We start from the raw sequence: 13,192 nt of genomic DNA, 5'->3' as shown, positions 1-13,192 counted from the left end.
CCCTCAACCCTCGTATCGACCCTCCTAGGAGAAAAGCGATGTACGGCAGAGTGATTGGCGCGGGCACGGCGGGCGCGGGCGGTGCGACCCTGGCCGCCACCGGCCTCTGGATCAACAGCATGGCGCTGGTGGTGGCGGCGACGACGCTGGTGGCGGCCGGGGTGGCGGTGTTCAAGTTGGTTCCGCGACGGCGGTAGCGGTTGGCCGGTCGTTTGCCGGCTGCGGGTGCGCGGGGGCTGGTCGCGCCCACGCGGCGGTAGCCGCAAATCGACACAGCCCCGCGCCCCTTTCAGGGGCGCTGATCCATACCGGCGAGGATGAGTGGAAGCCGGTTCGCCCCACCCTCCGTGATCCGCACCGGAACTCCCCAGTCCTGCTGGTGCACATGGCAGGCGGGGTATTCTCCCCCAGTCTTCGACCGGGAGGTGCCCCCAGCCTGGTCGTCGTCGCAGCTCGCTGCCATCGCCGAGACGTGCAGGACGCCTTCCGCGACGGCCGGGTTCAGGTCCAGGTCTCTCGACAGGTCGGTGTCGGCACCCTCGCCCTTGAGCAGGAGTTCCGGCGGGGTCGAGGACACGAGCAGGCGCGTCGACGGGCCGTACCTCGTGTCCAGTTTCTGGCCCGCCGGGGCCTGGAAGATCACGTCCAGGCGGAGGCGGCCGGGGGTCACCTCGGTCGCCGCCCGCTGGGTGCGGTGGGCGACCGACTCCACCCGGACGGCCTCCTCGGGCAGCCGGAGCCGGGTCAGGCGGTGCCGGGCCGACTCGACGACCACGATGTCGTCGCCGGCCAGTACCGCGTCGCTCGGCTCTCTCAGGTCCGTGGCCAGCGTGGTGACCTCGCCGGTCGCGGGGTCGTAGCGGCGCAGCGCCTGGTTGTAGGTGTCGCTGACGGCGACCGAGCCGTCGGGGAGCGCCGTGACGCCCAACGGGTGCTGGAGCAGGGCCTGTCCGGCGGCGCCGTCGCGGTGGCCGAAGTCGAAGAGGCCGGTGCCGACGGCGGTGTGGACGTGTCCGTCCGGGTCGACCCAGCGCAGGGCGCTCGTCTCGGAGTCGGCCAGCCAGAGGCGGTCCGGGGTGGCCGCGAGTCCGGACGGCTGGGCGAACCAGGCCTCGGCGGCCGGGCCGTCGACCAGCCCCTCGTTGGTGGTGCCGGCGGCGACGGCGACCGTCCGGTCCTGCGGGTCGTACGCCCACAGCTGGTGCACGCCCGCCATGGCGATCCACACCTTGCCGCCGAAGACCGCCACGTCCCAGGGCGAGGACAGGTCGATCTCGCGGGCCGGGCCGGAGGTCGGGGAGCCCTGCCACCACTGGCGGCCGGTGCCGGCGAGCGTGGTGACCTCGCCGGTGGCGGGGTCGAGGCGCCGTAGCGCGTGGTTCACGGTGTCGGCGACGACCACCGAGCCGTCGTCGAGGAGCGCGAGGCCCTGCGGCTCGCTGAAGGAGGCCTCGGCCGCCGGGCCGTCGGTGAAACCGCGCGTGCCGGAGCCGATCCGCCGCAGGACCGTCTCGGCGTCCTCGGCCAGCTCCACCAGCTGGTGCCGGGTGGTGTCGCTGACCAGGAAGGTCCTGGAGGGCAGCAGCAGCGCCTTGCCGGGGAAGCGCAGGGCGGTCGGCTCGGGCTCCGGCGGCACGTACGGGCCGTCGCCGCGCCGCAGGGTGCCCTTCGCCTCGTGCTCCGCCTCCAGCTCCTCGACCAGCCGGGCGATCGCGTGCGCGTGCCCCTCGCCGGCGTGCTGGGCGACGACATACCCCTCGGGGTCGATCACCACCAGCGTCGGCCAGGCCCGGACCGCGTACTGCTTCCAGGTGGCGAGCTCCGGATCGTCGAGCACCGGGTGCTCCACGCCGTACCGCTCCACGGCGTCCACGACCGCCCGGTGCTCCGCCTCGTGCACGAACTTCGGCGAGTGCACCCCGATGATCACCACCGTGTCCCGGTGCCGCTCCTCCAGCTCCCGCAGCTCGTCCAGGACGTGCAGGCAGTTGATGCAGCAGAAGGTCCAGAAGTCCAGGACGACGATGCGTCCGCGCAGGTCCGCGAGGGTGTACTGGCGGTCGCCGGTGTTCAGCCAGCCGCCCTTGCCGACCAGCTCGGGGGCACGGACGCGGGCACGGCGCCGGGTGGGGGCCGGGGATGTGTCGCTCATGGATCAAGAGTGCCACTCACCGCCGACCGTGCGATTTCGCCTGTGGACAACTCGACGAATCCCTGGTCAGCGCAGTGCGTGGCCCGTCGTCGCGTCCACGTGGTCCGGGATCTCGTCGTGGCGGTCGCCGACCGTGGAGGTGCCGGTCGGCTCGAAGAGGAGGATCGAGGCCGCGGACGGCGCCGTCGGCTTGTGCTCGGTGCCGCGGGGGACGGTGAAGACCGAGCCCCTGGGCAGGACGACCGTGCGCTCGCCGGCCGGCTCCCGCAGGGCGATGTGCAGCTCGCCCTCCAGGACCAGGAAGAACTCGTCGGTGTGGTCGTGGACGTGCCAGAGGTGCTCGCCCTCGACCTTGGCGACGCGGACGTCGTAGTCGTTGACGGCGGTGACGATACGGGGGCTCCACAGCTCCTCGAAGGAGCCGAGGGCGTGGGCGAGGGAGACGGGTTCGCTGCTCATGTCGGTCATCCTGGGCCGTGGCCCGGCGCCGGCGTGAGTGCTAGAAATCGCATATGGCGCAAGGATCCTCGCAATCGACCCATCGGGTGGCCGTGATCGTCGACGCGGGCACCAATCCGTTCGAGGTGGGGGTGGCCACCGAGCTGTTCGGGCTGCCGCGGCCCGAGCTGGGGCTGACCGTGCCGCCGTACGAGGTGACGCTGTGCGCGCCCACGCGCGAGGTGCGCATGAACCACGGCTTCTTCACGCTGACCGGGGTGCCCGGTCTGGAGGCCGTGGACGCGGCGGACACGCTCGTCGTGCCCGGCCGGCCCGACAACGTCGTCCCGCGCGGGGCCGACGTCCTCGACGCCGTCCGGCGCGCGCACGCGCGGGGCGCGCGGGTGGTGAGCTTCTGCACCGGGACCTTCGCGCTGGCCGAGGCCGGGCTGCTGGACGGGCGGCCGGCCACCACCCACTGGCGCTGGGCGGACGTCTTCCGGGAGCTGCATCCGCGGGTGCTGCTCCGGCCGGACGTGCTCTTCGTGGACGACGGCGACCTGCTCACCGCCTCCGGCAGCGCGGCCGCGCTCGATCTGGGGCTGCACATCTGGCGGCAGGACCACGGAGCCGAGATCGCCAACGCGGTGTCCCGGCGGCTGGTGTTCGCCTCGCACCGGGACGGCGGGCAGCGGCAGTTCGTGGAGCGGCCGGTGCCCGAGGTGCCGGACGAGTCGCTCGGGCCGCTGCTGGCCTGGGCGCAGGAGCGGCTGGACGAAACGCTGACCGTGGCGGACCTGGCCGCGCGGGCCGCCGTCTCCCCCGCCACCCTGCACCGCCGGTTCCGCGCCCAGCTGGGCACCACCCCGCTGGCCTGGCTCACCGGCGAAAGGGTGGCGCTGGCCTGCCGGCTCATCGAGCGCGGGGAGGAGCGCGTCGACGTGGTGGCGGCGCGCAGCGGGCTCGGTACGTCCGCGAACCTGCGCGCGCGTCTACGTCGTGAGACCGGACTCAGCCCCTCGGACTACCGCCGGCGTTTCGGACCGGTGGCCCGGGAAGGGGTACAGACATGAGATTCCTGGTACGCGACCGGCTCCTCGGCTTCGGCGAGGACTACTGGATCGAGGACGAGCACGGCACCAAGGTGTTCCTCGTCGACGGCAAGGCCATGCGGCTGCGCGACACGTTCGAGCTGAAGGACACCCGCGGGCGGGTGCTCGTCGACATCCACCAGAAGATGTTCGCCCTGCGCGACACCATGGTGCTCGAACGGGACGGCGAGCCCCTGGCGACCATCCGGCGCAAGCGGCTCTCCCTGCTGCGCAACCACTACCGCGTGCGCCTGGTCGACGGCACCGAGCTGGACGTCAGCGGCAAGATCCTCGACCGCGAGTTCGCCGTCGAGTACGACGGTGAGCTGCTGGCCGTGGTCTCCCGGCGCTGGCTGCACGTGCGGGAGACCTACGGCGTGGACGTCGTACGGGACGACGCGGACCCGGCGCTGCTGATCGCGGTGGCGGTGTGCGTGATCCACCTCGCCGACAAGGAGCGGGAGGAGGACTGACGGAGGGCCTGCGGAGCGCCAGGGGCCTGCGAAGTGCTAGTGGCGGTGCGGGGGTTCCAGGCCCAGCAGGCGGTCCTTGAGGGCCGGGAACTGTTCACGGGTCGCGGCGACCCTGGCCGGATCGAAGTCGACGGTGAGGATCTCCTCGCCCGGGCCGGCCTCGGCGAGTACCTCGCCCCAGGGATCGACCACGATCGAGTGACCCGCCTGCGGAACCCCGGCGTGTGTCCCGGCCGTTCCACACGCGAGCACGAACGCCTGGTTCTCGACCGCCCGTGCCTGGGCCAGCAGCGTCCAGTGCGCGCGTCGCCGTTCGGGCCAGCCCGCCGAGAGGACCATCGTCTCGGCGCCGGCGTCGACGAGTCCGCGGAAGAGTTCGGGGAAACGGAGGTCGTAGCAGGTGGCCACGCCCAGCGTGGTCTCCGGGAGCCGGACGGTCACCAGTTCCTGCCCGGCGCCCATCAGCACCGCCTCGCCCTTGTCGAAGCCGAAGCGGTGGATCTTGCGGTAGGCCGCGGCCAGCTCACCGGAGGGGGAGAAGACGAGAGCCGTGTTGTAAAGAGAGCCCTCGCCCGCGGCGGAGCCGCTGTCGGATGGCGTGCGTTCGGGGATGGAGCCCGCGTGCAGCCAGACGCCCGCGTCGCTCGCCGCCTTGGCCATCGCCTCGTACGTCGGGCCTTCCAGCGGTTCGGCCTCGGTGGCGAACTCCTCGTAGGCGAACGCCCCGGTCGTCCACAGCTCCGGCAGGACGACGAGGTCGGCGCCCGCCTGTTCGCGCACCAGTGCGGTCACCCGCCGCCGACGAGATTCGACCGATTCGTCGTCTTTTACATCGATCTGGAGCAGCGAGGCGCGCACACTACCACCGTCCTGGCATTCGAGCCGTCCATACGGGCCTACGATCGTCACACGAAAGCACTGCCGGGGTGCCTCACAGCAGCGTAACTTAGCGTCTCAAGACACCCGCCGACAGCAGCCACCTCCCGCTGGCAGCGCCGCCACAACCTGCCCGAGTACCGACCGCCGAGGGGTCCCGTTCCGTGAGTCTGCATCCCACCCTCCAGCCCTACGCCGACGCCTGGACCCATTCCATCGAAGCGATATCGGAGCTGGTGACGCCCCTTGTCGAGGGCGAGTGGAACCGGCGGACGCCATGCCCGGGCTGGTCGGTGCGCGATGTCGTCTCCCATGTCATCGGCATGGACTGCGAGATGCTCGGCGACCCGCGCCCCATCCACACGCTGCCGCGCGACCTCTTCCACATCACCAACGAGCACCAGCGCTACATGGAGATGCAGGTCGACGCCCGCCGCCACCACACGGCGCCCGAGATGACGTCCGAGCTGGAGTACACGGTCATCCGCCGCAACCGCCAGCTGCGCAACGAGTCGCGCGAGCCGGGGCACCTGGTACGCGGGCCGATGGGCAAGGAGATCACCCTCGAAGTGGCGATGCGCAACCGCGCGTTCGACGTGTGGGTGCACGAGCAGGACCTGCGGGCGGCACTGGCCCGGCCCGGCAACCTCGACTCGCCGGGCGCGCAGGTCGCCCGGGACGTGCTGCTCGCCGAGCTGCCGAGGGTGGTCGCCAACGACGCCGACGCGCCGCGCAGTTCGGCCGTGATCTTCGATGTGCACGGACCGGTCGAGTTCCTGCGCACCATCCGCATCGACATCCAGGGCCGCGGCACCCTGGAGACCACCCCGGCTCTCGGCCCCGCCGCCATCTTCACCCTCGACTGGGAGACCTACGTCCGTCTGGCCTGCGGCCGCACCACCCCGGACGCGGTCGCGGACCGGGTGAAGGCGGAGGGCGACCAGAAGCTGACGGCGGCGATCCTGCGTCACTTCGCGGTCACGCAGTAGCGGGGGCGCGGTAAATCGGTGTTCCGGGCCGGCCCCCGGGACCTACCGTGCCCGCCATGACAGTCGCCTCCGCACCCCATGACGACCTCCCGCCCCGGCTCACCCGTCTCACCTTCCACGGTCCCCTCTCCGAGGCTCGCGCGACCGGGATGGTCCGGCGCCTCGCCGCGACCCGTCCGTCCACCGTGCTGGACATCGGCTGCGGCTGGGGCGAGCTGATGCTCCGGCTGCTGGACGCGCTGCCGCGGGCACAGGGGCTCGGGGTGGATCTGCGGGAGGAGGATCTACGGCGCGGGCGGCGCAACGCGAAGGCACGGGGGCTCACGGAGCGGGTGCGGTTCGTCCGGGAGTCCGCCGTGGACACCCGGCGCGGCCCGGCCGACGTGGTGCTGTGCCTCGGGGCGCGGCAGGCGCTGGGCGACGATCTCGTGCCGGCCCTGCGGGAGCTGCGGCGGCTGGTGGCCGACGGCGGGCGCGTCCTGCTCGGCGAGGGCTTCTGGCAGCGCACCCCGACGGAGGCGGAGCTGGCCCGGATGTGGCCGGGCGCCACGGTCGCCGACCACCACGACCTGGCCACCCTGACCGACCTCGCGGTGTCCGCCGGCTTCCGTCCGGAGTGGACCGAGACGGCGAGCCCGGACGAGTGGGAGGAGTTCGAGTCCGCCTACCAGGCCGACACCGAGGTCTGGCTGGCCGCCAACCCCGCTCACCCGTTGGCCCCCGAGACCCGCGCCCGCCTGGACACCCACCGCTCCGCCTGGCTGACCTACCGAGGCGTACTGGGCCTGGCCTACCTGACCCTGATACCGACGAACCCCTGACCACCCGACCACGCGCCGCAAGCCGCCGGGCGGCGGGCGGCGGGCGGCGGGAAAGAACCCGACCGCGCACGGCAGGCCGCCGACGGCGACCCGCCCCCACAGGTCGCCCAGCCTCTCTGCCGACTGGAAACGGGTGGTGCGCGGATGGGAGAGAAACCTCACGCGGGCACGTGCACCGTCTCCACCCGGCTCGCCACCAACCGCTCCCGCTCCCGCCGAACCGCCCGCCCCCGCAACCGCAGGATCTGACTCACCCCCAGTGCCTGCAGCACGAACACACACGAGAACGCCACCGAGTAGTTGTCACCGGTCGCGTCCAGCAACACACCCACCAGGAACAACGTCGTCATCGACGCCACGAATCCACCCATGTTGGTGATCCCCGACGCCGTCCCCTGCCGCTCCGGCGGATTCGCGGGCCGCGCGAAGTCGAACCCGATCATCGACGCCGGCCCGCACGCCCCCAGCACCGCGCACAACACCACCAGCAGCCACATCGGCGCATGCTCCGCCGGATACACCAGCGTCACCGCCCACACCGTCGCCGTCGCCCCGACCGTCCCCAGCGCGATCGGCAGCCGCGCCGTGTGGTGCCGGGCGACGATCTGGCCGTAGACCAGCCCGATCACCATGTTGGAGAGCACGACCAGGGTCAGCAGTTCGCCTGCCGTGGCCCGGGACAGCCCCTGCGCCTGGACCAGGAACGGCAGCCCCCACAGCAGCAGGAACACCATCGCCGGGAACTGGGTGGTGAAGTGCACCCACAGCCCGAGCCGGGTCCCCGGCTCCCGCCAGGACGCGGCGATCTGCTTCCGTACGTACGCCGCCCCCTGGTGCGGGAAGGGCTCGGGCTCGTACCCCTCGGGGTGGTCCTTCAGGAAGACCAGGACGAGGACCAGGACGACCGCGCCGGCCAGCGCGCTGCCGGCGAACGCCGGGGTCCAGCCGATGCCGTGCAGCAGCCGGGCCAGCACCAGGGTGGAGACGAGGTTGCCCGCCATGCCGACCAGACCGGCGAGCTGGGCGACCATCGGCCCGCGCCGCACCGGGAACCAGCGGGTGCCGAGCCGCAGCACGCTGATGAACGTCATCGCGTCCCCGCAGCCGAGCAGCGCGCGCGAGGCGAGCGCGGTGCCGTACGACGGCGAGAAGGCGAAGCCCAGCTGCCCCGCCGTGAACAGCACCGCGCCGATGCTCAGCACCTTCTTCGTGCCGAGCCGGTCGACCAGCAGGCCGACGGGTATCTGCATACCGGCGTAGACCAGCAGCTGGAGGATGGAGAACGTCGACAGGGCCGAGGCGCCCACGTGGAAGCGGTCGGCCGCGTCGAGACCGGCGACACCGAGGGACGTACGGAAGATGACGGCGACGAAGTAGACCGAGACGCCGATGCCCCAGACCGCGACGGCCCGGCGGCCGCCTGGGGGTGCCCCCTTTGGGGGAGGATCACCGGGCAGCGAGGTGCCGCTGCGGCTCATCGGACCTCACCCCGCGCCAGGTGCGCGAACCAGTCGACGTGCCGGTGCACCAGCGCCACCGCGCCGTCGGCGTCCCCGGCGCGCAGCGCGGCCAGGATCTCCTCGTGCTCGGTCAGCGACTTGGCGATCCGGTCCGGGTGCGCGTGCATGATCGCGACGCCCATCCGCAGCTGGCGGTCGCGCAGCTGGTCGTAGAGGCGGGAGAGGATCTCGTTGCCGCCGTCGCGGACGATCTCGGCGTGGAAGCAGCGGTCCGTGACGGCCGCGGCGGCCAGGTCGCCGGCGGCGGCCTCGGCCTTCTGCCGGTCGAGCAGGTCCTGCAGCCGCGCCACCAGCGCCGCCGACGCGGGTACGGCCTTGCGCACCGCGTGCTCCTCGACCAGCATCCGGGTCTCCACCACGTCCGCGATCTCCTGGGCGGAGACGGGCAGCACCATGGCACCCTTCTTCGGGTAGAGCCGGATCAGGCCCTCGACCTCCAGACGCAGCAGCGCCTCGCGGACCGGGGTACGGGAGACCCCTACGGCCTCGGCCAGTTCGCCTTCGGTGAGGAGGGTGCCGCCCTCGTAGTGGCGGTCCAGGACACCTTGCTTGACATGGGAGTACACACGGTCGGCGGCGGGGGGCTGTTTGACGGCCAGGCTCATGCCCACAGCATAGATACAACACGTACGCAAGGCCCGTCTCGTCCACCATGCGGACGTGACATAAGTCGCCCTCAGCAACCGCACAACCATCTGTGCTACTTACGTGTCACACACGTGCGGCCCCACTCGCTTCGGCACCCCCAACTCGGCCGCACGCCAGGGGCATTACGACTCGACTCGACTCGGGGTATTTCAGTTGATTACCGGTATTAAGGGCACCCGCCTCCGCAAGGCCGTCGCCGTCGCCGTCACGTCCGGCGCGATGCTCGCGACCGGGGCCCTCACCGCGGCGCCCGCGCAGGCCGTCACCAAGCCCTCGATCGTGGCCAAGGGCGGCTTCGTGATGAACAACGCGAACGCGAAGACGCTCTACACGAAGGCGGCGGACACCAAGCTGTCCACCGGTTCGACCACGAAGGTCATGACCGCCAAGGTCGTGCTCGCTCAGTCGAACCTGAACCTCGACAAGAAGGTCACGATCCAGAAGGCGTACAGCGACTACGTCGTCGCCAACAACGCCTCCCAGGCGCACCTGATCGTCGGCGACAAGGTCACCGTCCGCCAGCTGCTCTACGGGCTGATGCTGCCCTCCGGCTGCGACGCCGCCTACGCGCTCGCGGACACCTACGGCTCGGGCACCACCCGCGCCAAGCGCGTCGCCAACTTCATCGCCAAGATGAACACCGCCGCGAAGAACCTGGGCCTGACCCACACCCACTTCGACTCCTTCGACGGCATCGGCAACGGCAACAACTACTCGACGCCGCGCGACCTGACGAAGATCGCCAGCAGCGCGATGAAGAACTCCACGTTCCGCACGGTCGTCAAGACGAAGAAGTACACCGCCAAGACGATCACCAAGACCGGTTCCACCCGCACCATGGGCGCCTGGACCAACACCAACACGCTGCTCTCCAGCTACAGCGGCGCCATCGGCATCAAGACCGGCTCCGGCCCCGAGGCCAAGTACTGCCTCGTCTTCGCCGCGACCCGCAACGGCAAGACGGTCATCGGCACCGTCCTCGCCTCCTCCTCCATCTCCCAGCGCGCCACCGACGCCACGAAGCTCCTGAACTACGGCTTCGCGACGATCTGATCCCCCGCACCAACCCACCAAAGGCCCGCCGCACGCCACGCGGCGGGCTTTTGCCATACCAGGACGACCCACCGCGGCAGAACGCGAGTTCTTCTCCCTCCGCCCTCGGTTCCGCGGCGGAGGTGGTTCACATGAACGAACCCGACAAACAAGCCAAACCCGCCGGCCGCCACCAGGCCATCGACATCAGCGACTTCGTGTACGCGGCGACCGGAGCACGGGTACAACGGCTGACCATGCCGGACGGGACACACCGGTTTCCGGCGGTGGATGTGTGCAAGGAACTGAGGTCCGCCAACTCTCGGAAGGCTCTCGCCGACCACGTTCCAGAAGAGCACCTCCAGTGTATTGAGACCGTAACTGGAGGTTACGGTCTCAATGTTCCCGCAGGTCGGGACTGGCGTCGAGACATGTGAGGCACACAACCTTCAGCTGGACGACAGCTCGCAAACGGGCAGCGCGAGTCGATCGAGTTGCAGCGAGAGCTGCTGGCCACGCAGAAGGCCACAGCACGCCTGCGTTCACTCGCGGGGTGGGACGGCGGAAGGAGCACCGGTCTACGTGCTGAACCAGCCCTCGGAGTTGTCAAGGAAGGGGAGTGGGCGGTCGCAATCCGTAGTTGCGGCCGCCCGCCGAGAGCCTATCCCTCTCAGCATTTACGCAGGTCGAAGAAGGGCGAGACCGTGACTGGAAGTCACGGTCTCGCCCTTCTCTCGATTCGCCCGGGGTTCACCCCCAGGTGATCAACCGCTTCGGCTGTTCCAGGATCGACGCGATGTCCGCGAGGACCTTGGAGCCGAGTTCGCCGTCGACCAGGCGGTGGTCGAAGCTGAGGGCGAGGGTGGTGACCTGGCGGGGCTTCACCTTGCCCTTGTGGACCCAGGGCTGGAGCTTGATGGCGCCGACGGCGAGGATCGCCGCCTCGCCCGGGTTGAGGATCGGCGTGCCCGTGTCGATGCCGAAGACGCCGACGTTGGTGATGGTCACGGTGCCGCCCTGCATGGCGGCGGGTGACGTCTTGCCGTCCCTGGCCGTGGTGACCAGTTCGCCCAGCGACTCGGCGAGTTGCGGGAGCGTCTTGGCGTGGGCGTCCTTGATGTTCGGGACGATCAGGCCGCGCGGGGTGGCCGCGGCGATGCCCAGGTTGACGTAGTGCTTGAGCACGATCTCCTGGTTCGCCTCGTCCCAGGACGCGTTGATGTCCGGGTTGCGCTTGATGGCGACCAGCAGGGCCTTGGCGATGAGCAGGAGGGGGTTCACCCGGAGGCCGTGCAGGTCCTTGTCCTGCTTCAGCTCCTCCACCAGCTTCATCGTGCGGGTCACGTCCACCGTCACGAACTCCGTGACATGCGGTGCCGTGAACGCGGAGCCGACCATCGCCGCCGCCGTGGCCTTGCGGACGCCCTTGACGGGGACGCGGGTCTCGCGGGCCGTGTCGTACGACGTGGTGGCAGGGGCAATGGGAGCGGCGGGGGCCGCCGGTACGGCAGCCGCCACCACCGGTTCGGGCACCGCCACCGCCGCGTGGACGTCGTCGCGCGTGATGATGCCGTCGGGGCCGGACGGGGTCACCGTGGCCAGGTCGACGCCCAGGTCCTTCGCCAGCTTGCGCACCGGCGGCTTCGCCAGCGGACGGGTCTGTTCCGGGGCGGCCGGCGCGGGAGCGGTGGTGGGGCCGTGGCCGTTCAGCTCGGTCTGGATCGACGCCTGGACGACCGCCTCGGCAACCGTGGCGTCCGGGCCCTTGCGCGGGCGGCGCTTCGTGGAGGAGGCGGCCACGCCGTAACCGACGAGGACCGGCTGACGGCCCTCCGGCTTCTTCTCCGGCTCCGGCTCCGGGGCCGGGGCCGGGACCGCGGCCGGCGCTTCGCCGGGGGCGCCGCCCGCCACGTCCACCGCGATGATGGCCGTGCCCACGTCCACCGTGGTGCCCTCGGCGAAGCGGAGTTCGCGGACCACACCGTCGTAGGGGATGGGCAGCTCGACGGCCGCCTTCGCCGTCTCGACCTCGCACACCACCTGGCCGTCGGTGACCGTGTCGCCGGGCTGGACGTACCACTTGAGGATCTCGGCCTCGGTGAGCCCCTCACCCACGTCCGGCATCTTGAATTCGCGTACGGACGCTTCCGTCATCGTCGTCACGACCCTCTCCTCAGTACGCCAGGGCACGGTCGACGGTGTCGAGCACCCGGTCCAGGCCCGGAAGGTACTCCTCCTCCAGACGGGCCGGCGGGTAGGGGGCGTGGTAGCCGCCCACCCGGAGCACCGGGGCCTCCAGGTGGTAGAAGCAGCGCTCGGTGATGCGGGCGGCGATCTCCGCGCCCGAGCCGAGGAACACCGGCGCCTCGTGGACCACGACCAGGCGGCGGGTCTTCTCCACCGAGGCCTGGATCGAGTCGAAGTCGAGGGGGGAGATGGAGCGCAGGTCCAGGACCTCCAGGGACTTGCCCTCCTCGGCGGCCGCGTCGGCGGCCTCCTGGCAGAGCTTCACCATCGGGCCGTAGGCGGCCAGGGTGAGGTCGGTGCCCTCGCGGACCACGCGTGCCTTGTGCAGCGGGCCGGGGATGGCCTCGGTGCTGACCTCGGCCTTGTCCCAGTAGCGGCGCTTGGGCTCGAAGTAGATCACCGGGTCGTCGCTCTGGATGGCCTGCTGCATCATCCAGTACGCGTCGGAGGCGTTGGAGGGGCTGACCACCTTCAGGCCGGCCACGTGTGCGAAGAGCGCCTCGGGGGACTCCGAGTGGTGCTCGACCGCGCCGATGCCGCCGCCGTAGGGGATGCGGACGACGACCGGCATCTTGACCTTGCCCAGCGAGCGGGCGTGCATCTTCGCGAGCTGGGTGACGATCTGGTCGTAGGCCGGGAAGACGAAGCCGTCGAACTGGATCTCCACCACCGGGCGGTAGCCGCGCAGGGCGAGGCCGATCGCGGTGCCGACGATGCCGGACTCGGCGAGCGGGGTGTCGATGACGCGGCTCTCGCCGAAGTCCTTCTGCAGGCCGTCGGTGACGCGGAAGACACCGCCGAGCTTGCCGACGTCCTCACCCATGATGAGGACCTTGGGGTCCGCCTCCAGGGCGCGGCGCAGCGACTCGTTGATCGCCTTGGCCAGAGCCATCTTCTCCGCCATG

At 70.9% G+C, this 13,192-nt stretch carries 13 protein-coding genes and 1 pseudogene; 7 read left to right on the top strand and 7 right to left on the bottom strand.

Annotated features, from left to right (window positions below):
* The first annotated feature begins 38 nt into the window (after nt 1-38).
* Nucleotides 39-197, top strand: coding sequence for a hypothetical protein (locus ACIPSJ_RS17610; protein ID WP_355714095.1), 159 nt, complete (start codon nt 39-41; stop codon nt 195-197).
* A gap of 92 nt (nt 198-289) precedes the next feature.
* Here the strand turns inward: ACIPSJ_RS17610 and ACIPSJ_RS17605 are convergent, their stop codons facing one another.
* Nucleotides 290-2,152, bottom strand: a complete 1,863-nt coding sequence (locus tag ACIPSJ_RS17605; RefSeq protein ID WP_401346660.1) for an NHL domain-containing thioredoxin family protein — start codon at nt 2,150-2,152, stop codon at nt 290-292.
* A gap of 66 nt (nt 2,153-2,218) precedes the next feature.
* Nucleotides 2,219-2,611, bottom strand: coding sequence for a cupin domain-containing protein (locus tag ACIPSJ_RS17600; RefSeq protein ID WP_359211342.1), 393 nt, complete (start codon nt 2,609-2,611; stop codon nt 2,219-2,221).
* Nucleotides 2,612-2,664: 53 nt separating this feature from the next.
* Here ACIPSJ_RS17600 and ACIPSJ_RS17595 point away from each other — a divergent pair, with 53 nt between their 5' ends.
* Both ACIPSJ_RS17595 and ACIPSJ_RS17590 read left to right on the top strand, forming a co-directional pair.
* On the top strand, nt 2,665-3,663 hold the full coding sequence (locus ACIPSJ_RS17595; protein ID WP_401346657.1) for a GlxA family transcriptional regulator: 999 nt from the start codon (nt 2,665-2,667) through the stop codon (nt 3,661-3,663).
* A complete protein-coding gene (locus tag ACIPSJ_RS17590) occupies nt 3,660-4,154 on the top strand; it encodes an LURP-one-related family protein (RefSeq protein WP_359211348.1) in 495 nt (164 codons plus the stop codon). The genes ACIPSJ_RS17595 and ACIPSJ_RS17590 overlap by 4 nt, the downstream gene beginning before the upstream one ends.
* A gap of 36 nt (nt 4,155-4,190) precedes the next feature.
* On the opposite strand, the gene ACIPSJ_RS17585 is transcribed toward ACIPSJ_RS17590, so the two are convergent.
* The gene (locus tag ACIPSJ_RS17585; protein WP_359211351.1) at nt 4,191-5,012 is read right to left on the bottom strand and encodes a carbon-nitrogen family hydrolase; all 822 of its coding nucleotides are present in this window, start codon (nt 5,010-5,012) and stop codon (nt 4,191-4,193) included.
* A 182-nt stretch (nt 5,013-5,194) separates the two neighbouring features.
* Here ACIPSJ_RS17585 and ACIPSJ_RS17580 point away from each other — a divergent pair, with 182 nt between their 5' ends.
* Nucleotides 5,195-6,019, top strand: coding sequence for a maleylpyruvate isomerase family mycothiol-dependent enzyme (locus ACIPSJ_RS17580; protein ID WP_359211354.1), 825 nt, complete (start codon nt 5,195-5,197; stop codon nt 6,017-6,019).
* 56 nt (nt 6,020-6,075) lie between these two features.
* On the top strand, nt 6,076-6,840 hold the full coding sequence (locus ACIPSJ_RS17575) for an SAM-dependent methyltransferase (RefSeq protein WP_401346653.1): 765 nt from the start codon (nt 6,076-6,078) through the stop codon (nt 6,838-6,840).
* Nucleotides 6,841-6,998: 158 nt separating this feature from the next.
* Here the strand turns inward: ACIPSJ_RS17575 and ACIPSJ_RS17570 are convergent, their stop codons facing one another.
* The gene (locus tag ACIPSJ_RS17570; protein ID WP_401346650.1) at nt 6,999-8,318 is read right to left on the bottom strand and encodes a nitrate/nitrite transporter; all 1,320 of its coding nucleotides are present in this window, start codon (nt 8,316-8,318) and stop codon (nt 6,999-7,001) included.
* The gene (locus ACIPSJ_RS17565; protein WP_393794583.1) at nt 8,315-8,965 is read right to left on the bottom strand and encodes a GntR family transcriptional regulator; all 651 of its coding nucleotides are present in this window, start codon (nt 8,963-8,965) and stop codon (nt 8,315-8,317) included. Before ACIPSJ_RS17565 ends, ACIPSJ_RS17570 begins: the two co-directional genes overlap by 4 nt.
* A 196-nt stretch (nt 8,966-9,161) precedes the next feature.
* On the opposite strand from ACIPSJ_RS17565, the gene ACIPSJ_RS17560 reads away from it, so the two are divergent.
* Nucleotides 9,162-10,061 carry a D-alanyl-D-alanine carboxypeptidase gene (locus ACIPSJ_RS17560; RefSeq protein ID WP_359211366.1) on the top strand — a complete coding sequence of 300 codons (900 nt, stop codon included), beginning with the start codon at nt 9,162-9,164 and terminating at the stop codon, nt 10,059-10,061.
* Nucleotides 10,062-10,192: 131 nt separating this feature from the next.
* Nucleotides 10,193-10,474, top strand: a pseudogene (locus ACIPSJ_RS17555) (DNA-binding protein); the annotation flags it as partial.
* A 316-nt stretch (nt 10,475-10,790) separates the two neighbouring features.
* Here ACIPSJ_RS17555 and ACIPSJ_RS17550 read toward each other — a convergent pair.
* A complete protein-coding gene (locus tag ACIPSJ_RS17550) occupies nt 10,791-12,203 on the bottom strand; it encodes a dihydrolipoamide acetyltransferase family protein (RefSeq protein WP_401346646.1) in 1,413 nt (470 codons plus the stop codon).
* Between the two features lie 10 nt (nt 12,204-12,213).
* On the bottom strand, nt 12,214-13,191 hold the full coding sequence (locus ACIPSJ_RS17545; protein ID WP_359211374.1) for an alpha-ketoacid dehydrogenase subunit beta: 978 nt from the start codon (nt 13,189-13,191) through the stop codon (nt 12,214-12,216).
* Nucleotide 13,192: the final 1 nt, after the last annotated feature.

This window comes from Streptomyces sp. NPDC090088 (assembly GCF_044747345.1).
Taxonomy (GTDB): domain Bacteria; phylum Actinomycetota; class Actinomycetes; order Streptomycetales; family Streptomycetaceae; genus Streptomyces.
This window is presented reverse-complemented; position numbering and strand designations above follow the sequence as displayed.